This is a genomic window from Nocardioides oleivorans (assembly GCF_004137255.1).
In the GTDB taxonomy this organism is placed as follows: Bacteria; Actinomycetota; Actinomycetes; order Propionibacteriales; family Nocardioidaceae; genus Nocardioides; species Nocardioides oleivorans.
Genome location: NZ_SDWT01000001.1, coordinates 2,722,775 through 2,746,210 on the forward strand (window position 1 = coordinate 2,722,775; position 23,436 = coordinate 2,746,210).

Genomic DNA, 23,436 nt, shown 5'->3' on the forward strand with positions numbered 1-23,436 from the left:
AGATGACGAGAGCCGCCCGGGTCCTCCTGCTGGTGCCCCTGCTCGCCGTGCTGCTCGCACCGCCGGCCCGCGCCACCACCGACGACCCGAGCCCCCGTCGTACGACACCCACGCCCCCGCAGCAGACGGCGGAGGGCTACGCGATCCCGGTCACCCGCCGGGTGACGTACTCCGTCGTCACCCGCGGCCGCACCACCGCGTCGCTGGCGGTCTTCAGGCGGCAGGCGCAGCAGACGTACGACGACCCGCGCGGGTGGCGGGCCGGAGGAGTCGAGCTCCGGAGGGTCCGGCGGGGCGGCGACTTCACGCTGGTGCTGTCGACGGCGGGCGCGGTGCCGTCGTTCTCGTCGCAGTGCTCGTCCCAGTGGTCGTGCCGGGTCGGCCGCTTCGTGATCATCAACCAGACGCGGTGGCAGCACGCGTCACCGGCCTGGAACCGCGCCGGGAGGTCGCTGCGCGACTACCGGCACATGGTCGTCAACCACGAGACCGGGCACTGGCTCGGTCGCGGTCACGCGTCGTGCAGCGGGGGTGGGAAGGCCCCGGTGATGATGCAGCAGTCGAAGGGCACCGGCGGGTGCTCGTTCAACCCGTGGCCGCTGGAGTGGGAGGCGCGGGCCGTGCGCCGCTGACCACGGCGGCTACCTGCGGTGCGGGGCGATCGCGACGACCGCCGTCGACGGTGAGCCCAGGAGGACGTCGCCGCTGGCGCCGGTGACCGCGACCTGGATCAGCTCCCGGCGCTCGGTGCGCTTGTCGTCGAGGACCTGGACGGGCACGTAGTGGCGACGCTCGCCCGGCTGGAACGTCATCGTCCCCTGCGCTGCCACGAAGTCCACCCCGGGCTCCGCCTTCTTGAGCGAGAGGACGGTCCACGACACGTCGACCGCCGCGGTCGCAGGGGAGTGGAGCACGACCGGCACCCACACCGTCCGTGCACGCTCGGTGGTCGGGATCCGCACGTCGGCGACCCGCACCTCGTTCTGGCTGAGCCACTGGACTCGGGTGCCGAGCCAGTCCGCGAGGAAGTCGACCTCGCCGGACCGCGACTGCGCGCGGCGGGTCCACTCGAGGTCGCTGCCGTCCGCGTGCCACTGCCGCCAGTCGGCGTCGGCGCTCGCACCGAGGGTCGCGGAGGCCGCCTGGAGCTGTGACAGCACCAGGTCGACGGCCGGGCGCAGCTCGTACCACCGGTTCTTGACCCGGCGCGCGAAGGCCGGGTCCTGGAGCATCCGCGACACCCAGTGCCCGCCGGTGCGGGTGTACCAGCTGGTCGGTGAGCTGGTGGTCTTCCACTTCGTGCCGGCGCTGAGGTCGAAGTCCCACACCGGACCGAGGACGATCCGCTGCCCGGGCGCCCAGCTGAAGTTCACGCTGGACTGGAAGTTGGAGTCCTGGTTGGAGAAGAGCTCCTCGACGAGGTACCAGTCGATGAGCCGGGACACGTTGATGTGGCGGGCGTAGCCGCGCCTGCGGTCGGCGAACGACCGGCCCCACAGGACGTTCTCGAAGCGCGACACCGCACGTCGGACCGACCGGCGCTGGCGCTTGGTGACCTCGTCGGGATCCTTGAACGCGACCGGCGTGCCGCGCCGGGTGCGGAAGCCCGGCTCGTCGTCGCGCAGGTAGCGACGGTTGACCTCGAGCAGGAAGCCGTCCTTCGGCAGGTCGACGCGGCCCTTGCCCTCCTCCACCTGCTCGGTGAGCAGGTAGAGCCCCTGTGGCTGGCCGTTGAGCACGACGTCGACGAACCGGAACTTCGGCGTCCACGCCAGCCGGGTCTGGGCCGCGATCGCGAACGCCGCCGCCGTCCGCAGGGCGCTGCGGTCGCCGTAGCCGGCGAGCAGGACCCACTCGTCGTGCGGCACGTCGCCGACCAGTGCGGCGTCGTCCTCGAGCTTGAGCTTGTAGGGCTTCTTGGCCCAGCCCCACGTCGAGTTGCCGCGCCCGCGGACCTCCGTGACGTGGGCGACGCCGTCGAGGGTGACCGACCCGGCCACGTAGTCCTCACGCGAGATCGGTGCGCCCGCGGTGTCGATGACCAGCTGCGTCGGAGGGGCCGGGGGCCATCCCACGGCTGCTGCCGCCGCGGGGTCCGGCAGCACGTCCGGCGCCGGGGCCCTCCCGGTCGAGGCCGGCGCTGCTGCGGGCAGCCCCGCCAGCAGCGATCCGACCACGAGCGCCACGAGCAGCAGCCTCGGCTTCGTCATGGTGCTCTCCCTCGTCCAGGCCCCCGTGTGCCGGTGGTCACACGTCGGGCCAGTGGATCACTCGGTGGCTGAGACGTCGAGGTCCTGGAGGAAGTTGTGCTCGCTCCCGGGGACGGCGGGCAGTCCGAGCAGGTCCAGCGCCAGGTTGGCCACGTCACCGTTGCGCACCGGCTGGCGGCGCTGGTCGTAGGTCGTACGACGGTTGCCGGGGTTCTTGTAGTCGTCGTTGAGGTCGTAGAGGTCCGCGCCGGCGTCGACGCCGGGACCGGCCACGACGAAGGCGATCCGGTAGTTCTCGATGCTGCGGGCGTCGGAGTGGGACGCGCCGCGGCCGCCGTGGTCGGACGTCACGATGATCGCGGTGCTCCCCGCGCGCGTGGGGTCGGACTCGACCGAGTCCACGATCTCGCCGACGAGGCCGTCGACCTCCTCGACCGCCTCGAGGTAGGCCCGCGACATGAAGCCTCGCTCGTGGCCGACGTTGTCGGGCAGGGACAGGTGGACGAACCGCAGCGCCCGGTCCTCGCGCCGGACGTCCCGGACGACTGACCGGGTGAGCACGGTGTTGTCGAGGCGGATGCGCGTCAGGTCGAGGCTCGCCGGCCAGCTGCGCTTCCAGAGGCTGAACTTCGTCTTGCTCGCGAACAGGGCCGTGGATCCGCCCGACTCGTGGACGGACGTGAACACCGACTCCACAGGGCCTCCCGCGGCGGCCTGGACGGTGGCCGGGCGGCGGCGGTCGTCGTTCCAGGTCACGCCGTGGCCGCCCGTCGACGCCTGGATCCGACGTCCGGTGACCATGCCCGTGTGGTTGGGGAGGGTGATGGTGAGCTCGTGCTCGGTGCGGGCGTTGAGCGTGGAGGCGCCCGCGTCCATCAGGTCGTGGAGGTACGGCGTGCGCCCGCGCCCGAGCCGCGTCAACGCCGTCGGGTTGAGGCCGTCGAGCGAGATCGCGACCACGGAGGTGATCCCGGACTCCGCCGCGCGCGGCGCTGCCGGCGCGGCGCGCCGATCGTGCTCCGCCGGCGCGACCGCGCAGGCCTGGGCGCCGGTGAGGGTCACGAGGACGGAGGCGAGCAGGGCGGCGAGCGGGCTTCGTTTCTGCACCGCGCGACGATAACCCGCCTCCGTCCCCCAGCCGCGGAGGGGAGCGGCGCTGCCTCAGGCGAGCGCGGCGCGCACGGCGTCGGTGAGCGAGGTCGTCGGGCGTCCGGTCAGGCGCGACAGGTCGCCGGAGTCGGTGTGCAGCTCGCCGCGGGCCAGGCCCAGGTCGGAGTCGGCCAGGATGGCGGCGTACGGCTCCGGAAGGCCGGCGCCGACGAGGACGGCCGTGTAGTCCGCGGCGGGCAGGTCGCGGTAGACGACCTCGGTGCCGGACTCGGCGGCCAGCGCGGCGGCGTACTCCTCGAGGGTGAAGGCGACGTCGCCGCCGAGCTCGTGGACGCGGCCCGCCTGGTCGTCGGCCACCAGCGCCGCGGCGGCCGCCGCGGCGTAGTCGGCGCGCGACGCGGCGCTGACGCGGCCCTCGCCGGCTGCGCCCAGGACGGCACCGTGCTCGAGGGCGGTCGCGACCTGGCCGGTGTAGTTCTCGAGGTACCACGAGTTGCGCAGCAGCACGACGGGCAGGCCGGACGCGGCCAGCACCTCCTCGGTCGCCCGGTGCTCGTCGGCGAGGGCGAGCGTGGAGGTGTCGGCGCGGGTGATGCTCGTGTAGGCGAGCAGCTCGACGCCCGCCTTCGCGGCCGCCTCGATGACGTGGGTGTGCTGCGCGACCCGCTCGCCGACGGCACTGGAGGAGACGAGCAGGACGCGGTCGACGCCCTTCAGCGCCTGCTCCAGCGAGGCGGGGTCGGTGTAGTCGGCCGTGCGCGTCTCCACACCGAGGGCGGCCAGGTCGGAGATCGCGTCGGTGTCGCGGGCCGTGGCGACGACGTCCGAGGCGGCGACGCCTCGCTCGAGGAGGGCGTGGACGGCCAGCCGGCCGAGGTGTCCGCTGGCGCCGGTGACGAGGTAGGTGGTCATGGTGGATCCCGTTCGTGAGTGGTGGTCGTGCCTGTCGACCGGGCCAACGAACGGTCCTGCCCGATACTTCCCACGAGTTAGTACCCACTTTCAAGTAAGGTACTGGCATGCAGGTAAGCAACGAGCTCCGCGACTACTTCCCCGACGGCGTCTTCTCCCAGCACTGCCCGAGCCGGGTGCTGCTCGACCACGTGATGAGCAAGTGGGGCGTGCTCGTGCTCCTCGCGCTGTCCGAGGGAGAGCCGCTGCGGTGGAGCGAGCTGCGGCGCCGGGCCGAGGGCGTGAGCGAGAAGATGCTCGCCCAGACGCTGCGCACCCTCGCCTCCGACGACCTCGTCGAGCGCCACGCCAAGCCGGTGGTCCCGCCCCACGTGGAGTACTCCCTGACCCCGGCCGGCCAGGAGCTCGCCGCCCACCTCGTGCCGCTGATGCGCTGGGTCGCGGGCCACGCGGGCGAGCAGCGAGTGTGACCGGACCGACGCTGCTGTCGGGGTGACCGCTGGCTGCCCGACCGCCTAGCCTGCTGCCTGTGCCGACCCCCTCGCCCGCGCAGACCGCCGACGCACCCATCGGCATCTTCGACTCCGGGTTCGGCGGGCTCACGGTCGCCCGCTCGGTGATCGACCAGCTGCCGCACGAGTCGGTGCTCTACCTCGGCGACACCGCCCGCCAGCCCTACGGCCAGAAGGCGATCGGCGAGGTGCGCGAGTACGCCCTGGAGTGCCTCGACCACCTCTACGACCAGGGGGTCAAGGCACTCGTCATCGCCTGCAACTCCGCCAGCGCGGCGATGCTCCGCGACGCACGCGAGCGCTACGACGTGCCCGTCGTCGAGGTGATCCTCCCGGCCGCCCGTCGCGCCGCGGCCGCCACGCGCAACAGCAGGGTGGGCGTGATCTGCACGCGCGCGACCGCGAGCTCGATGGCGTACGACGACGCCTTCGCCGCCGCGCCGCACCTCGACCTGCACATCCGGGCGTGCCCCGGCTTCGTCGACTTCGTCGAGCAGGGCGTCACGGGGGGCGACGAGCTGATGGCCGCCGCCCACGACTACCTCGACCCGCTGGTCGAGGCCGGCGTCGACACCCTCATCCTCGGCTGCACCCACTACCCGCTCCTCACGGGCGTCATCTCCTACGTGATGGGCGAGCAGGTGACCCTGGTCAGCTCGGCCGAGGAGTGCGCCAAGGACGTCTACAAGATGCTGGCGAGCACCGGGCTGATGCGCGCCGACGGCGAGCCCGACTACACGTTCTCCACCACCGGCAGCCCCGAGGACTTCGCGACCATCGGGCGCCGCTTCCTCGGCTCGGAGCTGCTCGGTGCGTCCCAGTTCGCAGGAGGTCTCGCGTGAAGCTCACGATCGTCGGCTGCTCGGGCTCCTACCCCGGCCCGGACTCGGCCGCGAGCTGCTACCTCCTCGAGCAGGAGCACACCTCGGAGACGGGCGAGACCCGCACGTGGCGGGTCCTGCTCGACCTCGGCAACGGTGCGCTCGGCCAGCTCCACCGCTACGTCGACCCGCTCACGATCGACGCGGTCCTCCTGAGCCACCTGCACGCCGACCACTGCCTCGACCTCTGCGGCTACTACGTGATGCGCAAGTACCACCCCACCGGCCCGCAGCCGCAGATCCCGGTCTGGGGTCCGGCCGGCACCGCCGAGCGGATGGCGCACGCCTACGACCTGCCGCTCGACCCCGGCATGACCGAGGAGTTCGCCTTCCGGGAGTACGACGGCGTGGTGGAGGTCGGCCCCTTCCGCATCGAGCCGCGCGAGGTGGTGCACCCCGTCGCCGCCTTCTCGCTGAGGGTCACCGCGGGCGGTCGCACGCTCGTCTACTCGGGCGACACCGGGCCCTGCCAGGCCCTCGACGAGCACGCGGTCGATGCCGACCTGCTGCTGGCCGAGGCATCCTTCCGCGACGCCGACGACAACCCGCCGGAGCTGCACATGACCGGCTCCGACTGCGGACGTACGGCGTCGCGGGCCGGCGTGGGCCGGCTGGTGCTCACCCACGTCCCGCCGTGGCACGACGGGACCGACGCCGAGACCGAGGCCCGCACCGAGTGGGACGGACCCCTGGACCTCGCGCGCGCCGGGGCGACGTACGAGCTCTGACCCCGTCGGGTCCTAGACGAGCCCGGCGTCGTGCACGACCATCGCCACCTGCACCCGGTTGGTGCTGTCGAGCTTGGTCAGCAGGCGCGACACGTGCGACTTGACGGTGGGCACCGACAGGTAGAGCTCGCTCGCGATCTCGGAATTGCTGAGACCACGCCCCACGCACACCGCCACCTCGAGCTCGCGCTCGGTGAGCACGGTCAGCCGGTCGGCAGCCGTGGAGACCCGGTCGGTCGAGGTGGTGCTGCGCAGTCGCGACACCAGGCTGCGGGTGGCCGACGGCGACAGCATCGCGTCACCCGCGGCGACCGTGCGGATCGCGCTGACGATGTCGCCGGGCGGGGTGTCCTTGAGCAGGAACCCGTCGGCGCCGGAGGCGATCGCCCGGAGAACGTGGTCGTCGGCGTCGAAGGTGGTCAGCACGACGACGTGCGGCGGCTCGGGGCGCTGGTGGAGGACCTGCGTGGCCTCGAGGCCGTCCATCACCGGCATCCGGATGTCCATCAGGACGACGTCGGGCGTGAGCTCGGCGACGAGGGCGAGGCCCTCCTCGCCGTTGGCGGCCTCACCGACCACCTCGATGTCGCGCTGGCCGCCGAGCATGAGGGACAGCGCCGACCGGACCAGCGGGTCGTCGTCGACGAGCAGGACGCGGATCACGCCGACCACGGTAGCCACGCCTCCAGCACGAAGGAGTCGTCCTCGGTGCGCTGGTCGAGCCGGCCGCCGCGCAGACCGGTCCGCTCGCGCAGCCCGATCAGCCCGAGTCCGGCGCCGACGGCGGCGGTGCCGCGCGCGGTGAGGGGGTTGGAGAGCCGGACGGTGATGCCGGCTCGCTGGTCTCCGCTGCTGGTGATCGCGAGTCGCGACCCCGGAGCGTGCTTGCGCACGTTGGTGATCCCTTCCTGGACGATGCGGTAGACGGTACGGCCGGTCGCGGCCGGAACCGGGTAGGTGGGGTCGACGTGGTCGGCGTAGTCGATCCCGAGGCCGAGCGACCGTGCCTCGGCGACCAGCCCGGCGATGTCGGCGTACGTCGGCTGGGGGCGCGCCGTCGCCGGCCCCGGGTCGTCCTCGCGCAGCACGCCGAGGACGTCGCGCAGCTCGTGGAGGGCGTTGTTGGCCTGCGCCTGGATCTGGCCGAGACCCTCGCGGAGGCGCTCGCGGTCGAGGTCGTCGCGGAAGGCGAGTGCCCCGGCCTGCATCGAGACCTGGGTGATCCGGTGGGCGAGCACGTCGTGCATCTCGCGCGCGATCCGCGCCCGCTCGTTGGAGCGGGCCTGGCCGACGCGCAGCTCCTGCTCGAGCTCGGCCCGCTCGGCGCGCGAGCGAAGGGTCCAGATGATCTCGCGACGTGAGCCGATGTAGAGGCCCCAGCCCATGACGCCGACGTTGACGGCGAGGTTCACCAGGGTCGTGACGAGGTACTCCTGGTCCTTGATCGGCGCGATGGTCAGCCAGACCTGGGTCGCGACGACGTTGACGCTGCCGACCAGCAGCACCTCGCGGTAGTCGCGGCGCGTCGCCACCGAGACCGCGGCGAGCGTCCCGGGCCCGGAGGCGATCCCGGAGAACGCGCTGAACCCGGCGATCGCGATCGCGATCGGCACCGGTGCGCGCCGTCGGAACCCGACGATGACGAACGCCAGGGCGCCGAGGACGAGCTCGATGAAGAAGAAGTGCCGGTAGTCCTGCCACTCCGTCTCGGCGACCGCCGACCAGACGACGGCGGAGTACGTCGCACAGGCCGCGTAGCGCCACGCGTGGGAGACCCAGGTCAGCTCGGGCTGGGTCTCGACGTGCGTGGGGCGGCTGTCCACGGGCGTCAGGGTAACGATCTAGGGTCGAGCCATGACTGACGCCACCCCCAGCTCGAGCTCCACCCCGCGCGCCGACGGCCGTGCCGACGACGAGCTCCGCCCGATCACCATCACCCGGAACTGGCTCGACCACGCGGCGGGCTCGGTGCTGGTCGAGTTCGGCGGCACCAAGGTGCTGTGCGCCGCGTCGGCGTCCGAGGGCGTGCCGCGCTGGCGCAAGGGCTCGGGCCTGGGCTGGGTGACGGCCGAGTACGCCATGCTCCCCGCCGCCACCAACACCCGCTCCGACCGTGAGTCGGTCAAGGGCCGCATCGGCGGTCGCACCCACGAGATCTCGCGGCTCATCGGCCGCTCCCTGCGCGCGGTCATCGACTACCAGGCGCTCGGCGAGAACACGATCGTCCTCGACTGCGACGTGCTCCAGGCCGACGGCGGCACCCGCACCGCCGCGATCACGGGGGCCTACGTCGCCCTCGCGGACGCGGTCGCGCACCTCCGGTCCAGCGGCGCGCTGACCGGCGAGCCGCTGACCGGGTCGGTCGCCGCGGTGTCCGTCGGCATCATCGACGGCACGCCGCGGCTCGACCTGCCCTACGTGGAGGACGTCCGCGCCGAGACCGACATGAACGTCGTGATGACCGGCGAGGGCACGTTCGTGGAGGTCCAGGGCACCGCCGAGGGCGCGGCCTTCGACCGCGCCGAGCTCGACGCGCTCCTCGCGCTCGCCGAGAAGGGCTGCGCCGACCTGACCCGCATGCAGCACGAGGCGCTGCGCGCATGAGGATCTTCCTCGCGTCGGGCAACCAGAAGAAGATCCTCGAGATGCAGCGCATCCTCGGCGAGCAGGTGCCCGACCTCGAGGTGCTCGGCATCGACGACGTCGACGGCTACGTCGAGCCCGTCGAGGACCAGCCGACCTTCGAGGGCAACGCGCTGCTCAAGGCACGCGCCGGCGTGGCCGCGACGGGGCTGCCGACCGTCGCCGACGACAGCGGGCTCTGCGTGGCCGCGCTCAACGGCATGCCCGGCGTGCTGTCGGCGCGGTGGTCGGGGCCCCCGCTGGGTGACAAGAGGGGGGCGGACGCACGCAACAACGATCTGCTGCTGGCCCAGCTCAGCGACGTACCCGACGAGCGGCGTGACGCCTACTTCACCTGCGCCATCGCGTGGGTGATGCCCGACGGGCGCGAGCGCGTCGTCGAGGGTCGGATGGACGGGCGGGTCCTGCGGGAGGTGCGGGGGAGCGGCGGGTTCGGCTACGACGTGCTCTTCGTCGCCGACGAGCACGCCGAGGAGGGCCTCACCTCCGCCGAGCTCGACCCGGCCGAGAAGGACCGGATCTCCCACCGCGGTCGCGCGCTCCGCGAGCTCGCGCCGCTGGTGGCCGGCGACCTCTCAGACGGCTGAGGCCTGCTCCTCGCGGGCACCGACCTGCTTGCTGACCCACGTGCCCCACAGGGTCGCGAAGAGGAACATGACGAGCGAGTAGACCGCCGCCGGCACCGAGGCCTCCACCGTGTCGAGCACCTCGACGGCGACGAAGATCGCAAGCGTCGCGTTGTGCACCCCGACCTCCATCGAGGAGGCGATCGCCTGCGGCCCGGTCACCCCGAACGCCTTCGGCACGACGTATCCGACGACCAGACTGATCGCGCAGAAGAGCGCGGCGATGAGGCCGACGTCGGCGAGGTAGTCGCCGACGTCCTCGAGCTGGTCGAGCAGGATGCCGAGCACCAGGATCGCGAGGATCACCGCCGACCCGATCCGCACGGGCCGGTCCATCCGGCGGGCGAAGCCGGGCGCCCGGGCGTTGACCAGCATGCCGATGCCGACGGGCAGGAGGATCAGCGCGAACACCTTCACGACCTCGACCAGCGGCATCGAGACGTCGTCCTGCCGGTCGAACCAGGCGATCGCGAAGCCGGTGATCAGCGGGAGCGTGACGACCGCGATCACCGTGTTGATCGCGGTGAGGGTGATGTTGAGCGCGACGTCGCCCTTGAAGAGGTGGCTGAACAGGTTGGCGGTAGTGCCGCCGGGCGACGCGGCCAACAGCAGCATCCCGATCCCCAGCAGGGGTGGCAGGTCGAACAGCACGACCAGGCCGAAGCAGATCGCCGGCAGCAGCACGACCTGGCACGCCAGCGCGACCGCCACGGCCTTCGGCGCCCGCCCCACGCGCCGGAAGTCCGCGACCGTCAGGTCCAGGCCCAGGCCGAACATGATGATCGCGAGCGCGAGGGGCAGTCCGACGGTCGTCAGCGCGGAATCCATGCGCGGACACTAGTGGTGACGTGGGTCACACGGGAGTGCTCGACGCCAAGTAGCGACTTAGGTCGCGGGTGCGCTCGGAGAGACTCGAACTCTCACTGGCCAGGACCTAAACCTGGTGCCTCTGCCAATTGGGCTACGAGCGCGCGGGACCAATCCTCACACGTGTCCGCCGCACGTGCGACGGACCGCGGACGGCGTACGACGGTCAGTCGAGGCCCAGGTCGCGGCGGAGCTTGGCGACGTGGCCGGTGGCCTTGACGTTGTACTGGGCGAGCTCGACCGTGCCGGACTCGTCGATCACGAAGGTCGAGCGGATCACGCCCTCGACCTCCTTGCCGTAGAGCTTCTTGGTGCCGAAGGCGCCGTAGGCCCGGTGCACCGCGAGGTCCTCGTCGGAGAGCAGCGTCAGGGTCAGGGCGTCGCGCTCGCGGAACTTCGCCAGCTTGGCCGGCTTGTCCTTCGAGACGCCGAGCACCTCGTAGCCGGCGCCCCGGAGCGAGTCGAGCGACTCCGAGAAGTCACAGGCCTGCTTGGTGCAACCGGGGGTCATCGCCGCCGGGTAGAAGTAGACGATCACCTTCTTGCCGCGCAGGTCGGCGAGCGAGACCTGGTCCCCGGCGTCGCTGGTGAGGGTGAAGTCGGGGGCGGCGTCCCCGGCCGTGAGTCGTTGCGTCATGCGAGTCCCTTCTCGAACTTCTCCTCGACGTGGGCGAGGTGGTACCACGCCACGCTGGCGCCCCAGACGACGACGAACAATGCCACGAGGCCGAACCCGACGTACTCCAGGTCCAGGCGCCCGGCCCACGACAGCCCCGGCACCGCGTCGGACGCGAGCTGCACGAGCAGCAGCGCACCGATCGAGAGGGCGACGGTCACCGAGAGGACGGTGACGGTGAAGTTGTAGTAGATCTTGCGGATGGGCTTGAGGAAGGCCCACGAGTAGGCCCGGCTCATCAGCACCCCGTCGAGCGCGTCGAACAGCACCATCCCGGCGGCGAAGAGCACGGGCAGGGTGAGGATGGCGTACCAGGGGAGCGCGAAGGCCGCGGTGCCGCCGGCGAGCACCAGCAGGGCGATCTGTGTGGCGGTGTCGAAGCCGAGCCCCATGAGCAGGCCGACCGGGTAGAGGTGCCGTGCCTTCGACACGCGCTGCGTCGTGCGCCTGAAGATCCGCGCCAGGAACCCGCGGTTGTGGAGGTGGTGCTCGAGGTGCTCCTCGTCGAACGTGCCGGCCTTGAGGTGGCGGTAGGCGTGCACGATGCCGAGCAGCGCGCTCAGGTTCATCAGGCCGATGACGATCAGGAACGACCCCGCCGCGAGCGTGCCGATCGTGCCGAGGCCGCTCTGGAGGGCCGAGCTGTCGTCCTGGACGGGATCGGCCAGGGCGCGCACGCCGATCGCCAGCAGGAGGCTGAGCCCGAAGACCACGCTGGAGTGGCCCATCCCGAACCAGAAGCCGGTCGCGGTGGCAGGCCTGCCCTCGCCGATGAGCTTGCGGGTGGTGTTGTCGATGACGGCGATGTGGTCGGCGTCGAAGGCGTGCCGCGCACCGAGGAGGAACGCGGTCACGCCGAGCCCGACGCCGAAGACCCCGGCACTGCCGACCTCGAAGCGCTGGGGGGCGACCACGGCGAGCAGCACGCCCCAACCGACGACGTTGAGGGCCACCACGGCCGCGGCCATGGAGGCCATGTGCTTCAGGTCGGTGGGGGACCAGGGACGTCGGGCGTTGCTCACCTGCCAAGGCTATTGCATCTCAGTTGCAACAAGTGCCCGCCCCGGCCGGGCGCGGACTCGTTGGTAGCCTTCCCGGGTGACCCAGGACATGAGCGCGCTCGAGCGCGAGATCGAGGAGACGCGCGAGCGCCTGGCCTCGACGATCGACCAGCTCGCCCACCGCGCCCACCCCAAGACCATCGTCGGCCGCCAGGTGACGACGGTGAAGTCGCACTTCGTCGACCTCGAGTCGGGCGCCCCCCGCACCGACAACATCCTCAAGGTCGCCGGCGCCGTGGTCGGCACCATCGTCCTGTTCGCGATCGTCCGCAAGGTCGCCAGCTGAGCGCCATGTCCAGCAGCATCGCCACGGGCGGAAGCGCACCCATCAAGATGCTGCACGACCGGCTCCTGGTCGAGGTCGACAAGGAGGCCGGCGAGCGCCGCTCGACCGGAGGCATCGTCATCCCCGCCACCGCGGCCATGGGTGCCCGTCGCCTGGCCTGGTCGCGCGTGATCGCCGTCGGTCCGCACGCCCGCGCCGTCGAGGTCGGTGACCGGGTGCTGTTCGACCCCGAGGACAAGGCCGAGGTCGAGGTGCAGGGCGAGGTCTACGTCGTCATGCGTGAGCGCGACGTCCACGCGGTCGCCGCCGAGCGCCTCGAGGGCGGCTCGACCGGGCTCTACCTCTAGCCACCCCCGATCCGCTCAGCCAGGAGGGCGCGATGGCCTACCTCGTCAAGCAGTCCCACCGCGCGCCCGCGGTCACGGCGCCGGTGCCGGTCGACGAGTCCCTGCCGCGCGCGTGCGTCATCGGCGCCGGCTCGTCCGGGATCACCGCCGCCAAGCACCTCCACCTCGCCGGGATCCCCTTCGACTGCTTCGAGAAGGGGCACGACATCGGCGGCACGTGGGTGTTCGACAACTCCAACGGCCAGTCGGCCTGCTACGACACCCTCGAGATCAACACCTCCTGCCCGCGGATGGCGTACTCCGACTTCCCGATGCCCGACGACTACCCCGACTACGCGAGCCACGAGCAGGTGCACGCCTACTTCGAGCAGTACGTCGACCACTTCGGGTTCCGCGACGCGATCACCTTCGACACGACCGTCGAGGACGTCTCGCCCACCGCGGACGGTCGCTGGGACGTCCGGGTGACCGGGCCCGGCGGCACCGAGACCCGGACCTACGACGCCGTGCTCGTCGCCAACGGTCACCACTGGGACCCCCGCTGGCCGGAGCCGGCGTACCCGGGGAACTTCGCCGGCGAGCAGATCCACGCCCACGACTACCGCTCGGCCGACCAGCTCGCCGGTCGCGACGTGGTCGTCGTCGGAGCCGGCAACTCCGCGATGGACATCGCCGTCGAGGCCTCCCTCGTGGCGCGTACGACGACGTGGTCGGTGCGGCGGACCGAGTGGGTGCTCCGCAAGTTCTTCCTCGGCAGGCCGAGCGACCAGGGCCTGCTGCCCCCCGGCTGGGTGCCGTGGTGGGTGACCGCCCTGCGCCTGCGCATCGGGGCGCTGACCGCCGGCAGCATGACGAAGTACGGCCTGCCCGCACCGAGCCACAAGCCCGGGCAGTCGCACCCCGTGCAGTCCGAGCGGATCCGCGAGCGCCTCGGGGCCGGTGCGGTGACGGCACGACCCGCGATCGAGCGGCTCGAGGACCACGAGGTCGTCTTCGTCGACGGCACACGTGCGCCGGCCGACCTCGTCGTCTGGGCCACCGGCTACCGCGTCACCTTCCCGTTCCTCTCCGAGGACCTGGTGTCCGCGCGGGACAACGACCTCCCGCTGTGGAAGCGGGCGGTCCACCCCGACCTGCCCGGCCTCTACTTCCTCGGCCTGCTCCAGCCGATCGGTGCGGTGATGCCGCTCGCGGAGGCGCAGTCCCGGTGGATCGCCGAGACCCTGTCCGGTCGCTACGTGCGGCCGTCCGACGCGGTGGTCCGCCGGCAGATGGCCGCCGACCACGCGCGTGACACCCAGCAGTTCTACGCCTCGCCTCGACACACGATGGAGGTCGACTTCGACCACTACCTGTGGGACCTCGAGCGCGAGCTCAAGGAAGGTCGTGCCCGTGCTGCGTCGTAAGCTCGCCCGCCTGCTCCTCGGAGCCGCCCGGTGGAAGGCCGTCGGTGACGTGCCCGAGCGGAGCGTCCTCGTCGGCGCGCCCCACACCTCCAACTGGGACTGGGTCCTGACCATGCTGCTCGCCTGGCAGTACGGCATCACGATCCGGCTGCTGGTCAAGCAGGAGCTGTTCGTGGGTCCGCTGGGCTGGTTCCTGCGGCGCACGGGTGCTGTCGAGCTCGACCGCAAGAACCCGGCCGCCACCATCAAGCAGCTGCTCGCCGAGTCCGAGGGCGACGACCCCTGGCTGATCGGGATCGCGGCCGAGGGCACGCGCTCGCGCACGGACTACTGGAAGTCCGGGTTCTACCGGATCGCCCGCCAGACCGGGTTGCCGATCACGTTGGCCTACCTCGACGTGCCCTCGCGCACGGTCGGGTGGGGACCGACCTTCCACGTCACCGGCGACGTGTCCGCCGACATGGACGTGCTGCGGCTGTTCTACGCCGACAAGACCGGCTTCAACCCCGAGGGGTTCACGCCTCCCCGGTTGCGTGAAGAGGGCTGAATGCGAACCCCGCCCTAGGGGTGTGCGCGACTTTCGGACACAGTGAGGGGAGGGCTACGTTGGGCCCACAACTGAAGGGAGCACGAACATGTTGTTTCTGCTGTGGATCCTTGCCGTCATCCTCGTGGTGTCGGGCATCGTCTCGCTGGTCAGGGGCCAGATGCTCTGGGGAATCGTCCTCATCATCGTCGGCCTCGCGGTCGGCCCGGGCGGGTACAGCATCTTCAAGTAGCTGCGCCACCAGGACGTGAACGACGCAGGGCCGGTCCGTGAGGACCGGCCCTGCGTCGTGTCATGTCGGCTGGGACATGCGAAGAGCCGGCCCGTGAGGACCGGCTCTCGGCTTTCTGTACGCCATCAGGGACTCGAACCCCGAACCCGCTGATTAAGAGTCAGCTGCTCTGCCAATTGAGCTAATGGCGCGCGGTGAAGCGAGAGGAACACTACCCCGTGGTGTCCGGCAGACGAAATCGAGGGCACCCGGGCGGACGGGACGCTCAGAGGTCGGCGAGCACGGCCTGCGCGGCGTTGTGGCCGCCGAGGCCGGAGACCGCTCCGCCGCGTCGCGCGCCGGAGCCGCAGAGCAGCACGGCGTCGTGCGCGGTCTGCACGCCCCACTGCTGCGCGGCGGTGTCGAGGCGCGACCGGTTCGGTGCCCACGGCCACTCGAGGTCGCCGTGGAAGATGTGCCCGCCGGGCATCGCGAGGTCCTTCTCGATGTCCTGCGGGATCTTCGCCTCGAGGCACGGGTTGCCGTCGGCGTCGCGCGCCAGGCACCCCGCCAGGGGCTCGGCGAGGACGGCGTCCAGCGACGCGATGGCCCGCCGGGTCGCGACCTCCCGGGCCGACGGGTCGGCGTCGAAGATCCCGGCGGGCGTGTGGAGCCCGAAGTAGGTCAGCGTGTGGGCCGAGCCCGCCCGGTCGCCGAGGATCGAGGGGTCGGTGAGGCTGTGGCAGTAGACCTCGCCCGGCATCGGGTCGGGCACCGAGCCGGCGGCAGCGGCGGCGTACGCGCTCTCGAGCTGGCTGTAGTCCTCGGCCAGGTGGAGCGTGCCGGCGAAGGCGACGGCCGGGTCGGCGCCGGACTTCAGGGCGGGCAGCCGGTCGAGCAGGAAGTTGATCTTGAGCTGGGAGCCGGCCGGCTTGGAGCCCGGGTCCTCGCCCTCGCCCAGCAGGATCCGCAGCACCCACGGGGCCACGCCGGAGAGCACGCGCCGACCGGTGACCGACCGCTCGCGCTCGCCGTCGTGCCAGGTCACCTCGGCACCGTCGGGTCCGGGGTCGATGCGGCTGACGCCGGCACCCGTCAGGATCTCGGCGCCCGCCTCGACCGCCGCCCGCGCGAGCGCATCGGTGACCGCGCCCATGCCCCCGACGGGCACCCGCCACTCGCCGGTGCCGTTGCCGATCAGGTGGTAGAGGAAGCAGCGGTTCTGGACCAGGGAGGGGTCGTCCAGCGAGGCGAAGGTGCCGATGAGGGCATCGGTCGCGACGACCCCGCGGACGGTGTCGTCGGAGAAGCGCGCGGTCACGGCGCGGCCGAGCGGGTGCTCGACGACGTCGGCCCACGTCCGCTCCTCGACCAGCCCGCGCAGGTCGCGCTCGAGGGGGAGGGGTTCCAGGAGGGTGGGCGCCACGGCCTCGGCGAGCCGGCCGACCTCGCCGTAGAACGCCTGCCACGCGGCGTACTCCTCGTCCCCTCCGGTCAGCTCGCGGAACGACTCCCGCGTCGCCTCGCCCTCGGGCCGCTCGACGAGCAGGCCGCCGCTGCGCCCGCCGCGCGTCCAGGGGGTGTACGACGCCGCGGTGCGCGAGGCGAGCCGGACGTCGAGGCCCAGGTCGGCCATCAGCTGCTCCGGCATCAGGCTGACCAGGTAGGAGTAGCGCGAGAGCCGGGCCGGGTGGCCGGGGAACGGCTCGACGGAGACGGCCGCGCCTCCCGTGTGGCCGAGTCGCTCGAGGACGAGGACGGACAGGTCGGCGCGCGCGAGGTAGGCGGCCGCGACCAGGGCGTTGTGCCCGCCCCCGACCACGACGACGTCATAGCTGCTCTTCGCGGGGTGCATCGATCCAACGTAGACCCGCGTGTCGTGCGTCGCCGCGACCGACGCCCGAAATGCGTCGAGGCCCTGACCATCGGTCAGGGCCTCGATCTGATTGGGGTGAGTAACGGGACTTGAACCCGCGACATCCGCCACCACAAGGCGGCGCTCTACCAGCTGAGCTATACCCACCATGCCTGCTCGCGCAGAACGCGAGGACGACGAGAAGTGTAGGGCACTCAGTCCGTGGAGCTGGAATCGGCCACCGGGTCCGGACCGAGCCCGGTCAGCTGGCCTCCGTGGCGGGCCGCGATCTCGCGTGCCTGGGCGCTGTCGGGGCCGGGCTGCGGGACGAAGACGGCCTCGCGGTAGTAGCGCAGCTCCTCGATGCTCTCCTGGATGTCGGCGAGCGCGCGGTGGTTGCCGCGCTTGGTGGGAGCCGAGAAGTAGGCCCGGGGGTACCAGCGGCGCGAGAGCTCCTTGATCGAGGAGACGTCGACGATCCGGTAGTGCAGGAACGACTCCAGCGCCTGCATGTCGCGGGCGAGGAAGGAGCGGTCGGTGGCGACGGTGTTGCCGGCCAGCGGCGGGCGGCTGCCGTCGGCGCAGTGCTCCTTGATGTAGGCCAGCACCTGCTCCTCGGCGTCGGCCAGCGTCGTACCGCTGGCGAGCTCGTCGAGGAGGCCCGACTTCTCGTGCATGCTGTGGACGAACTCCACCATCTGCTCGAGTGCCTCGTCGGAGGGCTTGATGATGACGTCGACGCCCTCGCCGAGGACGTTGAGCTCGAAGTCGGTGACGAGCGCCGCCACCTCGATCAGCGCGTCCGCGCCGAGGTCGAGTCCGGTCATCTCGCAGTCGATCCACACCAGTCTGTCGCTCACGACGGACCACACTACCGACCGCCTCTCAGGGTCGATTCAGGCTCACCTCATAACCTCAGGGTGTTGCACCGATCCCGACGACCGCTCGCACGAAGGAAAGCTCGATGGCGCAGAAGAAGACCAGGAACCCCCAGGACAAGGCTGCAGCGGCGGCCAAGCGGGAGCAGCGCCAGGCCCGCAACGAGCGCGCCAAGGCGCTCGCCGAGGAGCGCCGCAAGGCCGCGAAGCGCCGCGAGACGCTGACCCGCTTCGGGGTCGTCGGCGGCGTGCTCGCCGTCGTGGTGGTGGTCGTCCTGCTGTTCACGGTGTTCAACAAGCCTGCGGACGACACCGCTCCTGCCGGTGCGAGCAGCGACTTCGGCCTGGTCGTCGGCGACGCCGACGCGCCGAAGTCGGTCGTGATCTACGAGGACTTCCTCTGCCCGTTCTGCGGCCAGCTCGAGGCGACCGTGGGCGACCAGCTCAACGAGCAGATCGAGGCCGGTGACGTGAAGGTCGAGTACCGCCCGATCCCCTTCCTGTCCCGGATCGACGACTACTCGCCCGATGCGGCCAACGCCCTCGCCGTCGTGCTCGACAAGTCCGGCCCCGACGTCGCCAAGAAGTTCCACGACCTGCTCTACGACAACCAGCCCGAGGAGAGCGGCCCCTACCCGAGCACCGACGACATCGTCGCCCTCGCGGTCGAGGCGGGTGCCACGGAGTCCGACGTCCGCCCCGGCATCGAGGACAAGACCTTCGCGGGCTGGGTGGACGCCGCCGGCGACGCGGCGGACGACGCCGACGTGAACTCCACGCCGACCGTCATCGTCGACGGGCAGCGGGTCGAGGGCGCGAACCTCACCATGGACGACATCGCCCAGGCGATCCTCGGCTCGAGCAGCTGACCCGCCCCTGAGACACTGCGGGGCGTGAGCCTCCAGAACTTCATCGCCGGCCTCCCGAAGGCCGAGCTGCACGTCCACCACGTCGGGTCGGCGTCGCCGCGGATCGTCTCCGAGCTCGCGGCGCGCCACCCCGGCGCGGGGGTCCCCTCCGACCTGGAGGGGCTCAGGGAGTTCTTCACCTTCCGCGACTTCGCCCACTTCATCGACGTCTACCTCGCGGTGGTCGACCTCGTGCGCACGCCCGAGGACATCCGGCTGCTGACCTACGAGGTCGCGCGCGAGATGGCCGAGGGCCAGAACCTGAGGTACGCCGAGCTCACCTGCACGCCGTACACCTCGGTCCTGCGCGGGTTGCGCATCCAGGACTACACCGAGGCGATCGAGGACGCCCGCGTCGCCGCCGAGCGCGACTTCGGCCTCGTGCTGCGCTGGATCTACGACATCCCCGGCGAGTCCGGCATCCCGGCCGCCGACGCGACGCTGGAGTACGCCCTCGAGCACCGGACCGACGCCCTCGTGGGCTTCGGGCTCGGCGGGCCCGAGATCGGTGTGCCGCGCGCGCAGTTCGCCGAGCACTTCGCGAAGGCGCGTGCGGCCGGGCTGCACTCCGTCCCGCACGCCGGCGAGACGACCGGGCCCGACACGATCTGGGAGTCGGTCCGGCTGCTCGGTGCCGAGCGCATCGGCCACGGCGTGTCCGCAGCCCAGGACCCGGAGCTCCTGGCCCACCTCGCCGAGAACGGGATCGTGCTGGAGGTCTGCCCGACCTCCAACATCGCCACGCGCGCGGTCGACCGGATCGAGGACCACCCGCTCCGCACCTTCGTCGACGCCGGGGTCACGGTGACCATCAACTCCGACGACCCGCCGATGTTCTCCACGACGCTCAACCACGACTACGAGGTGGCCGCCGGTCTCCTCGGCCTCGACGAGGCGGGCGTTGCCGACCTGGCCCGTGCGGCCGTGGACGCGTCCTTCGCCCCCGACGACGTCCGGGCGCGGATCCGCGGCGAGATCGACGCGTACGTCGCCGGGTCCTGAAATGTGTTCGGCCCCGCAACCTCATACGTGGCGGGGCCTGCGCTCATCCTGACGTGACGACGCCCCGCCGTCGGGGAGGCGGCGGGGCGTGTCGCGGGGCGGAACTGCGCCCCCGGCAGGATTCGAACCTGCGACCCAGAGATTAGAAGGCTCTTGCTCTATCCAGCTGAGCTACGGGGGCTGGGCGGGAGCAGTATCCCAGTCCCGGGACGTGCTGCGATGCGGCGGTCCTGACCGCCGCATCGCCACACGTCGTGAGAGGTCAGGCGGCGGCCGGAGCCGGCTCCTGGACGGGCGCGTCCTCGCGCCAGGCGGTGCGGCCGCGCGGGGCGTCGTACGTCTCCTGGTCGATGATGCCCTCGCGCTTGGCCACGATGGTCGGGACGAGCGCCTGGCCGGCGACGTTGACCGCGGTGCGGCCCATGTCGAGGATCGGGTCGATCGCCAGCAGCAGGCCGACCCCCTCGAGGGGCAGGCCGAGCGTGGAGAGCGTCAGGGTGAGCATCACGGTCGCGCCGGTGACACCCGCGGTGGCCGCCGAGCCGATGACCGAGACGAAGGCGATCAGCAAGTAGTCGGTGACCGACAGGTCGAGGCCGAAGAACTGCGCGACGAAGATCGCCGAGATCGCGGGGTAGATCGAGGCGCAGCCGTCCATCTTCGTGGTCGCGCCGAGCGGCACGGCGAAGGAGGCGTAGGCGCGCGGGACGCCGAGGTTGCGCTCGGTGACCGACTGCGTGAGCGGCATGGTGCCGACCGAGGAGCGGGACACGAAGGCCAGCGAGATCGCGGGCCAGGCGCCGGAGAAGAACTGCTTCACCGACAGGCCGTTGGTGCGCAGCAGGACCGGGTAGACGACCAGCAGCACGAGCGCCAGGCCGACGTAGATCGCGACGGCGAAGGTGCCGAGCGAGCCGAGGGCGTCCCAGCCGTAGCTCGCGACGGCGTTGCCGAGCAGGCCGACGGTCGCGATCGGGGCGAGCAGGATGATCCACCACAGCACCTTCTGCACGACGGCGAGCGCCGAGCGGACGAAGGCGAGGAACGGGTCGGCGGCCTCGCCGACCTTGAGCGTGGCGATGCCGATGGCGATCGCGACGACGAGGATCTGCAGCACGTTGAAACCCAGGTTCACGCTGCCGTCGCCGCCGGCCGAGCCCTCGAGGCCGAGCACGTTGGCCGGGACGAGCCCGGTGAGGAAGTCGAGCCACGAGCCCTGGGTGCCGGGCGCGGTCGCGGACTCGGCCGCCACGCTGGTGTGGTCGCCGGGGCGGAGCACGAGGCCGAGCACGATCCCGATGGAGACCGCGATCAGCGCCGTGGCGGCGAACCAGGCGAGCGTCTTCCACGCCAGGCGTGCGGCGCCGGTGACGTCACGCAGGTTGGCGATGGAGGCCACGATGGCGAGGAACACGAGCGGGGGAACGACCGCGCGCAGCAGCGTCACGAACGTGCCGCCGATCGTGCTGAGGGTCTCGGTGAGCCAGTTCGGGTCGACCTCGCCGGTCGTGGCGTCGACGCCGTCGGCACCCATGCTGCGAGCGACCAGGCCGAGGACCACGCCGAGCACCAGTCCGGTCAGGACCTGGATGCCGAACGAGGGGAGCGCGAAGCGGCGGGTGTGCTGCTCCGGCTTCGTAACAGAAGTATTCATACTGAAAAGATAACCTTTCGGAACGGCACACCGCGATCGCGGGTGCCGGGACGGAGGGGACGCGGGGTCGCTCAGGCGGCGGCACGGGGGCGGCGACACAGCGCGCTCCCGGTGCGGACGAGGTCGACGGCCCGGCGCTGCGTCAGGAGGTCGCCGATCGAGGTCGCGACGATCGTGGAGGCGGGCACGTCAGGGTCAACCGGACGTTCATCCTTTCGATTCCGTGCGTCGGGTCACACCTGGTCGCGGCGATACCCACGATGCGCGGCATGACCACCCGCGTCGGCGCCCGCCTCGCCGCTCTCCTCGTCCCTGCAGCCCTGCTGCTCCCCGACGCCGCGCTCGCCCAGACGGCGTCGTAGGACGACGGGGCCGGCGACGCCAAGGCACTCAACATGGGGGTCGCCCTCAGCGATCTCTTCGGCGCCTCGTCCGCCGAGGGGCCGTTCTTCCTCGACGCCCCGGCGGAGACCTCGACCGACATCGTCCGCACCACGATCGACCACGCGACGAAGCGCCTGACCCTGACCGTGCAGTTTCGCGACCTGGTCGACGTCGACAACCACTCGGTCGAGTTCCGACTCTTCACCCCGCGCGTCCGGTACGTCCTCAGCGCCAGGATGTCCGGTGCCCGGACGGAGGCAAACCTGGTCTTCGTGGGCATCCGGGGGAAGGGCACCTACCACGCCAATCGCGACCCGATGCAGCCCTGTCGGTCGGTCCGCGCGCGTTACGACCTCGCGGCCGACACCCTGACGGCCTCGGTCCCCACGGCCTGCATCGGCGCGCAGAACTGGGTCCAGGTCGCCGCCGTGGCGACCCGCGTCAAGGTGACTCCGATGGAGGACGGCTCGGCCAACTTCGCCGGCCACGCCGACGACGCCTTCCGCGGCGGCCTGAGCACCGAGAGCCTGGGTCGCAGTCCCAAGGTCCGCCGCGGCTGAGCGGCCCGCACCGTCGTACGACGAGAGGCCCGGCCCCGTCGGGGGCCGGGCCTCTTCGTGTCCGGGCTACCTGCCGATCGTGACGGCGACCTTCGTGCCCTCACGGGTCTCGACCCTGGCGGGGATCGCCTGGGTGAGCACCGTGCCCTTCTTCGACTTCGCGGCCTTCGCCTTCGACACCTTGCCGAGGTCGCAGCCGGCCTTGTCGAGGGCAGCCGTGGCCTTGGCGACGGTCAGGCCGGTGAGCTTCGGCACGACGCAGTACGTCGCCGCGACCGGGGTCGGCACGTAGACCGGCACCTGCACCTGCACGGGGGCGGGTGTCACCGGGGTCGGGGCGGGAGCGCAGGCGGCGGCGACGTCGGTGAACGACGAGTCCGTGGCGTTGCCGACCATCGTGTTGCCGCACATGTCGTGGACGGCGGCGCTCGTCCTCACGATGCCGACGTTGTTGAGGCTCAGGCTCGAGCCGGACACCCACACCTCGGAGCCGGGGCCGGCGACGAGCGCCTGGTTGGAGGTGCTGATGTGCGACCCGCTGAGCACGACGCGGGTGTGCTTGCCGTCGACGGGCTCGGCCGAGACTCCCGCGACACAGTTGTTGGACGCGTCGACGCGGTTGAGGGTGACGTCGACGAAGACGTCGCTGCTCGCCCCGCCCAGCGGGAGGGCCACGCCGCGCTGGAAGCCGGAGATGACGACGTCGTCGAGGCGCACGGAGTTCGCGGCCAGGACGTTGACCCCGTTGGTCCCGCCGCAGGAGCCGGTCGGGAAGGTGCCGGTGATGTCGACGTTGCGCAGCACCACGTCGGCCGCGGGGTTGTTGATGTTGACGGCGTTGGTGCCGATGCTCAGCAGCGAGGCCTGGGTCCCGGTGCCGTCGAGGGTGATCGACTTCGTGATGGTCACGGCGCCGAAGCCACCGCCGTCGAGGACGCTGATCGTGCCGCCGGCCGCGGTCTTGGAGATCGCGCCCGCGAAGGTCTTGCACGGCGCCGTGCGCGAGCACGGGTTCGCGTCGTCGCCGACACCGGAGACCCACGTGCGGGTCGCCTGAGCGTTGGCGGCGGGTGCGGTGAAGGCGATGAGCCCTGTGGAGACGACGGTCAGCACGGCGGCGGCGGCGCCGCGGCGGAGGAGTGAGGTAGGCACATGCGGACGATGGCACCGTC

The 23,436-nt window shown here is 71.5% G+C and carries 27 protein-coding genes and 4 tRNA genes; 14 read left to right on the forward strand and 17 right to left on the reverse strand.

Features of this window, described 5'->3' with window-relative positions; translation table 11 throughout:
• The first annotated feature begins 2 nt into the window (after positions 1-2).
• Positions 3-632: a DUF3152 domain-containing protein gene (locus EUA93_RS13020; protein ID WP_129400527.1), complete on the forward strand. Its 630-nt coding sequence runs from the start codon at positions 3-5 to the stop codon at positions 630-632.
• A 9-nt stretch (positions 633-641) separates the two neighbouring features.
• Here the strand turns inward: EUA93_RS13020 and EUA93_RS13025 are convergent, their stop codons facing one another.
• The 3 genes from EUA93_RS13025 to EUA93_RS13035 are packed head-to-tail and all read right to left on the reverse strand — an operon-like array spanning position 642 to position 4,232.
• On the reverse strand, positions 642-2,210 hold the full coding sequence (locus EUA93_RS13025) for a CotH kinase family protein (RefSeq protein WP_129400528.1): 1,569 nt from the start codon (positions 2,208-2,210) through the stop codon (positions 642-644).
• A 57-nt stretch (positions 2,211-2,267) separates the two neighbouring features.
• Positions 2,268-3,317 carry an alkaline phosphatase family protein gene (locus EUA93_RS13030; protein WP_129400529.1) on the reverse strand — a complete coding sequence of 350 codons (1,050 nt, stop codon included), beginning with the start codon at positions 3,315-3,317 and terminating at the stop codon, positions 2,268-2,270.
• 54 nt (positions 3,318-3,371) lie between these two features.
• Positions 3,372-4,232, reverse strand: a complete 861-nt coding sequence (locus tag EUA93_RS13035; protein ID WP_129400530.1) for an NAD(P)H-binding protein — start codon at positions 4,230-4,232, stop codon at positions 3,372-3,374.
• Between the two features lie 107 nt (positions 4,233-4,339).
• Between EUA93_RS13035 and EUA93_RS13040 the strand changes: the two genes are divergently transcribed.
• The 3 genes from EUA93_RS13040 to EUA93_RS13050 are packed head-to-tail and all read left to right on the forward strand — an operon-like array spanning position 4,340 to position 6,353.
• Positions 4,340-4,702, forward strand: coding sequence for a winged helix-turn-helix transcriptional regulator (locus EUA93_RS13040; RefSeq protein ID WP_129400531.1), 363 nt, complete (start codon positions 4,340-4,342; stop codon positions 4,700-4,702).
• 59 nt (positions 4,703-4,761) lie between these two features.
• Complete coding sequence (gene murI, locus EUA93_RS13045) at positions 4,762-5,586, forward strand: glutamate racemase (protein WP_129400532.1); 825 nt, start codon at positions 4,762-4,764, stop codon at positions 5,584-5,586.
• Complete coding sequence (locus EUA93_RS13050; protein ID WP_129400533.1) at positions 5,583-6,353, forward strand: MBL fold metallo-hydrolase; 771 nt, start codon at positions 5,583-5,585, stop codon at positions 6,351-6,353. Before murI ends, EUA93_RS13050 begins: the two co-directional genes overlap by 4 nt.
• Before the next feature lie 12 nt (positions 6,354-6,365).
• On the opposite strand, the gene EUA93_RS13055 is transcribed toward EUA93_RS13050, so the two are convergent.
• Together EUA93_RS13055 and EUA93_RS13060 are read right to left on the reverse strand one after the other, a co-directional pair.
• A complete protein-coding gene (locus tag EUA93_RS13055; protein WP_129400534.1) occupies positions 6,366-7,016 on the reverse strand; it encodes a response regulator in 651 nt (216 codons plus the stop codon).
• Complete coding sequence (locus tag EUA93_RS13060; protein ID WP_129400535.1) at positions 7,013-8,176, reverse strand: sensor histidine kinase; 1,164 nt, start codon at positions 8,174-8,176, stop codon at positions 7,013-7,015. The genes EUA93_RS13055 and EUA93_RS13060 overlap by 4 nt, the downstream gene beginning before the upstream one ends.
• Positions 8,177-8,207: 31 nt before the next feature.
• On the opposite strand from EUA93_RS13060, the gene rph reads away from it, so the two are divergent.
• Positions 8,208-8,957 carry a ribonuclease PH gene (gene rph / locus EUA93_RS13065; protein WP_129400536.1) on the forward strand — a complete coding sequence of 250 codons (750 nt, stop codon included), beginning with the start codon at positions 8,208-8,210 and terminating at the stop codon, positions 8,955-8,957.
• The gene (gene rdgB, locus EUA93_RS13070) at positions 8,954-9,583 is read left to right on the forward strand and encodes an RdgB/HAM1 family non-canonical purine NTP pyrophosphatase (RefSeq protein WP_129400537.1); all 630 of its coding nucleotides are present in this window, start codon (positions 8,954-8,956) and stop codon (positions 9,581-9,583) included. Before rph ends, rdgB begins: the two co-directional genes overlap by 4 nt.
• Here the strand turns inward: rdgB and EUA93_RS13075 are convergent.
• The 4 genes from EUA93_RS13075 to EUA93_RS13090 all read right to left on the reverse strand — a co-directional run bounded on the left by EUA93_RS13075 (position 9,572) and on the right by EUA93_RS13090 (position 12,187).
• Entirely contained in the window at positions 9,572-10,450 is an 879-nt protein-coding gene (locus tag EUA93_RS13075) for a bile acid:sodium symporter family protein (protein ID WP_129400538.1), read from the reverse strand. The two genes, rdgB and EUA93_RS13075, sit on opposite strands and share 12 nt — an antisense overlap.
• Before the next feature lie 69 nt (positions 10,451-10,519).
• A tRNA-Leu gene (locus tag EUA93_RS13080) sits at positions 10,520-10,593 on the reverse strand.
• Between the two features lie 62 nt (positions 10,594-10,655).
• Positions 10,656-11,126 carry a thioredoxin-dependent thiol peroxidase gene (gene bcp, locus EUA93_RS13085; protein ID WP_129400539.1) on the reverse strand — a complete coding sequence of 157 codons (471 nt, stop codon included), beginning with the start codon at positions 11,124-11,126 and terminating at the stop codon, positions 10,656-10,658.
• Positions 11,123-12,187, reverse strand: a complete 1,065-nt coding sequence (locus tag EUA93_RS13090) for a HoxN/HupN/NixA family nickel/cobalt transporter (RefSeq protein WP_242497359.1) — start codon at positions 12,185-12,187, stop codon at positions 11,123-11,125. Before EUA93_RS13090 ends, bcp begins: the two co-directional genes overlap by 4 nt.
• Positions 12,188-12,263: 76 nt before the next feature.
• Between EUA93_RS13090 and EUA93_RS13095 the strand changes: the two genes are divergently transcribed.
• From EUA93_RS13095 to EUA93_RS21615, 5 genes are all read left to right on the forward strand, one after another.
• Entirely contained in the window at positions 12,264-12,512 is a 249-nt protein-coding gene (locus tag EUA93_RS13095; protein WP_129400540.1) for a DUF3618 domain-containing protein, read from the forward strand.
• Positions 12,513-12,517: 5 nt separating this feature from the next.
• Entirely contained in the window at positions 12,518-12,859 is a 342-nt protein-coding gene (locus EUA93_RS13100) for a GroES family chaperonin (RefSeq protein ID WP_129400541.1), read from the forward strand.
• A 32-nt stretch (positions 12,860-12,891) separates the two neighbouring features.
• Positions 12,892-14,265: a flavin-containing monooxygenase gene (locus EUA93_RS13105; protein WP_129400542.1), complete on the forward strand. Its 1,374-nt coding sequence runs from the start codon at positions 12,892-12,894 to the stop codon at positions 14,263-14,265.
• On the forward strand, positions 14,252-14,812 hold the full coding sequence (locus EUA93_RS13110) for a 1-acyl-sn-glycerol-3-phosphate acyltransferase (RefSeq protein ID WP_242497360.1): 561 nt from the start codon (positions 14,252-14,254) through the stop codon (positions 14,810-14,812). The genes EUA93_RS13105 and EUA93_RS13110 overlap by 14 nt, the downstream gene beginning before the upstream one ends.
• A gap of 88 nt (positions 14,813-14,900) precedes the next feature.
• Positions 14,901-15,044, forward strand: coding sequence for a GPGG-motif small membrane protein (locus EUA93_RS21615; protein ID WP_165355155.1), 144 nt, complete (start codon positions 14,901-14,903; stop codon positions 15,042-15,044).
• A gap of 118 nt (positions 15,045-15,162) precedes the next feature.
• Here the strand turns inward: EUA93_RS21615 and EUA93_RS13115 are convergent.
• The 4 genes from EUA93_RS13115 to orn all read right to left on the reverse strand — a co-directional run bounded on the left by EUA93_RS13115 (position 15,163) and on the right by orn (position 17,738).
• Positions 15,163-15,235 (reverse strand) — tRNA-Lys (locus tag EUA93_RS13115).
• A gap of 74 nt (positions 15,236-15,309) precedes the next feature.
• Positions 15,310-16,878: a phytoene desaturase family protein gene (locus tag EUA93_RS13120; protein ID WP_129400543.1), complete on the reverse strand. Its 1,569-nt coding sequence runs from the start codon at positions 16,876-16,878 to the stop codon at positions 15,310-15,312.
• A 92-nt stretch (positions 16,879-16,970) separates the two neighbouring features.
• A tRNA-His gene (locus EUA93_RS13125) sits at positions 16,971-17,046 on the reverse strand.
• Positions 17,047-17,093: 47 nt separating this feature from the next.
• Positions 17,094-17,738, reverse strand: a complete 645-nt coding sequence (gene orn / locus EUA93_RS13130; protein ID WP_129400544.1) for an oligoribonuclease — start codon at positions 17,736-17,738, stop codon at positions 17,094-17,096.
• A gap of 104 nt (positions 17,739-17,842) precedes the next feature.
• Between orn and EUA93_RS13135 the strand changes: the two genes are divergently transcribed.
• Both EUA93_RS13135 and EUA93_RS13140 read left to right on the forward strand, forming a co-directional pair.
• Complete coding sequence (locus EUA93_RS13135) at positions 17,843-18,625, forward strand: DsbA family protein (RefSeq protein WP_129400545.1); 783 nt, start codon at positions 17,843-17,845, stop codon at positions 18,623-18,625.
• A gap of 24 nt (positions 18,626-18,649) precedes the next feature.
• Positions 18,650-19,666: an adenosine deaminase gene (locus EUA93_RS13140; RefSeq protein ID WP_207208681.1), complete on the forward strand. Its 1,017-nt coding sequence runs from the start codon at positions 18,650-18,652 to the stop codon at positions 19,664-19,666.
• A 107-nt stretch (positions 19,667-19,773) separates the two neighbouring features.
• On the opposite strand, the gene EUA93_RS13145 is transcribed toward EUA93_RS13140, so the two are convergent.
• The 3 genes from EUA93_RS13145 to EUA93_RS22275 all read right to left on the reverse strand — a co-directional run bounded on the left by EUA93_RS13145 (position 19,774) and on the right by EUA93_RS22275 (position 21,508).
• A tRNA-Arg gene (locus EUA93_RS13145) sits at positions 19,774-19,847 on the reverse strand.
• Between the two features lie 81 nt (positions 19,848-19,928).
• Entirely contained in the window at positions 19,929-21,320 is a 1,392-nt protein-coding gene (locus tag EUA93_RS13150) for a dicarboxylate/amino acid:cation symporter (protein WP_129400547.1), read from the reverse strand.
• A gap of 71 nt (positions 21,321-21,391) precedes the next feature.
• The gene (locus tag EUA93_RS22275; RefSeq protein ID WP_338036347.1) at positions 21,392-21,508 is read right to left on the reverse strand and encodes a putative leader peptide; all 117 of its coding nucleotides are present in this window, start codon (positions 21,506-21,508) and stop codon (positions 21,392-21,394) included.
• A 207-nt stretch (positions 21,509-21,715) separates the two neighbouring features.
• Between EUA93_RS22275 and EUA93_RS13155 the strand changes: the two genes are divergently transcribed.
• Positions 21,716-22,264, forward strand: coding sequence for a hypothetical protein (locus EUA93_RS13155; protein WP_129400548.1), 549 nt, complete (start codon positions 21,716-21,718; stop codon positions 22,262-22,264).
• Positions 22,265-22,330: 66 nt separating this feature from the next.
• Here EUA93_RS13155 and EUA93_RS13160 read toward each other — a convergent pair whose 3' ends face one another.
• A complete protein-coding gene (locus EUA93_RS13160; protein WP_129400549.1) occupies positions 22,331-23,416 on the reverse strand; it encodes a PASTA domain-containing protein in 1,086 nt (361 codons plus the stop codon).
• Between the last annotated feature and the right edge of the window lie 20 nt (positions 23,417-23,436).

Coding starts and splice junctions, on each gene's coding strand:
- EUA93_RS13020 (WP_129400527.1), top strand. CDS start 3: ATGACGAGAGCCGCCCGGGTCCTCCTGCTGGTGCCCCTGCTCGCCGTG.
- EUA93_RS13025 (WP_129400528.1), bottom strand. CDS start 2,210: ATGACGAAGCCGAGGCTGCTGCTCGTGGCGCTCGTGGTCGGATCGCTG.
- EUA93_RS13035 (WP_129400530.1), bottom strand. CDS start 4,232: ATGACCACCTACCTCGTCACCGGCGCCAGCGGACACCTCGGCCGGCTG.
- EUA93_RS13040 (WP_129400531.1), top strand. CDS start 4,340: ATGCAGGTAAGCAACGAGCTCCGCGACTACTTCCCCGACGGCGTCTTC.
- rph (WP_129400536.1), top strand. CDS start 8,208: ATGACTGACGCCACCCCCAGCTCGAGCTCCACCCCGCGCGCCGACGGC.
- rdgB (WP_129400537.1), top strand. CDS start 8,954: ATGAGGATCTTCCTCGCGTCGGGCAACCAGAAGAAGATCCTCGAGATG.
- EUA93_RS13075 (WP_129400538.1), bottom strand. CDS start 10,450: ATGGATTCCGCGCTGACGACCGTCGGACTGCCCCTCGCGCTCGCGATC.
- bcp (WP_129400539.1), bottom strand. CDS start 11,126: ATGACGCAACGACTCACGGCCGGGGACGCCGCCCCCGACTTCACCCTC.
- EUA93_RS13100 (WP_129400541.1), top strand. CDS start 12,518: ATGTCCAGCAGCATCGCCACGGGCGGAAGCGCACCCATCAAGATGCTG.
- EUA93_RS13105 (WP_129400542.1), top strand. CDS start 12,892: ATGGCCTACCTCGTCAAGCAGTCCCACCGCGCGCCCGCGGTCACGGCG.
- EUA93_RS21615 (WP_165355155.1), top strand. CDS start 14,901: ATGTTGTTTCTGCTGTGGATCCTTGCCGTCATCCTCGTGGTGTCGGGC.
- EUA93_RS13120 (WP_129400543.1), bottom strand. CDS start 16,878: ATGCACCCCGCGAAGAGCAGCTATGACGTCGTCGTGGTCGGGGGCGGG.
- EUA93_RS13135 (WP_129400545.1), top strand. CDS start 17,843: ATGGCGCAGAAGAAGACCAGGAACCCCCAGGACAAGGCTGCAGCGGCG.
- EUA93_RS13150 (WP_129400547.1), bottom strand. CDS start 21,320: ATGAATACTTCTGTTACGAAGCCGGAGCAGCACACCCGCCGCTTCGCG.
- EUA93_RS13155 (WP_129400548.1), top strand. CDS start 21,716: ATGGGGGTCGCCCTCAGCGATCTCTTCGGCGCCTCGTCCGCCGAGGGG.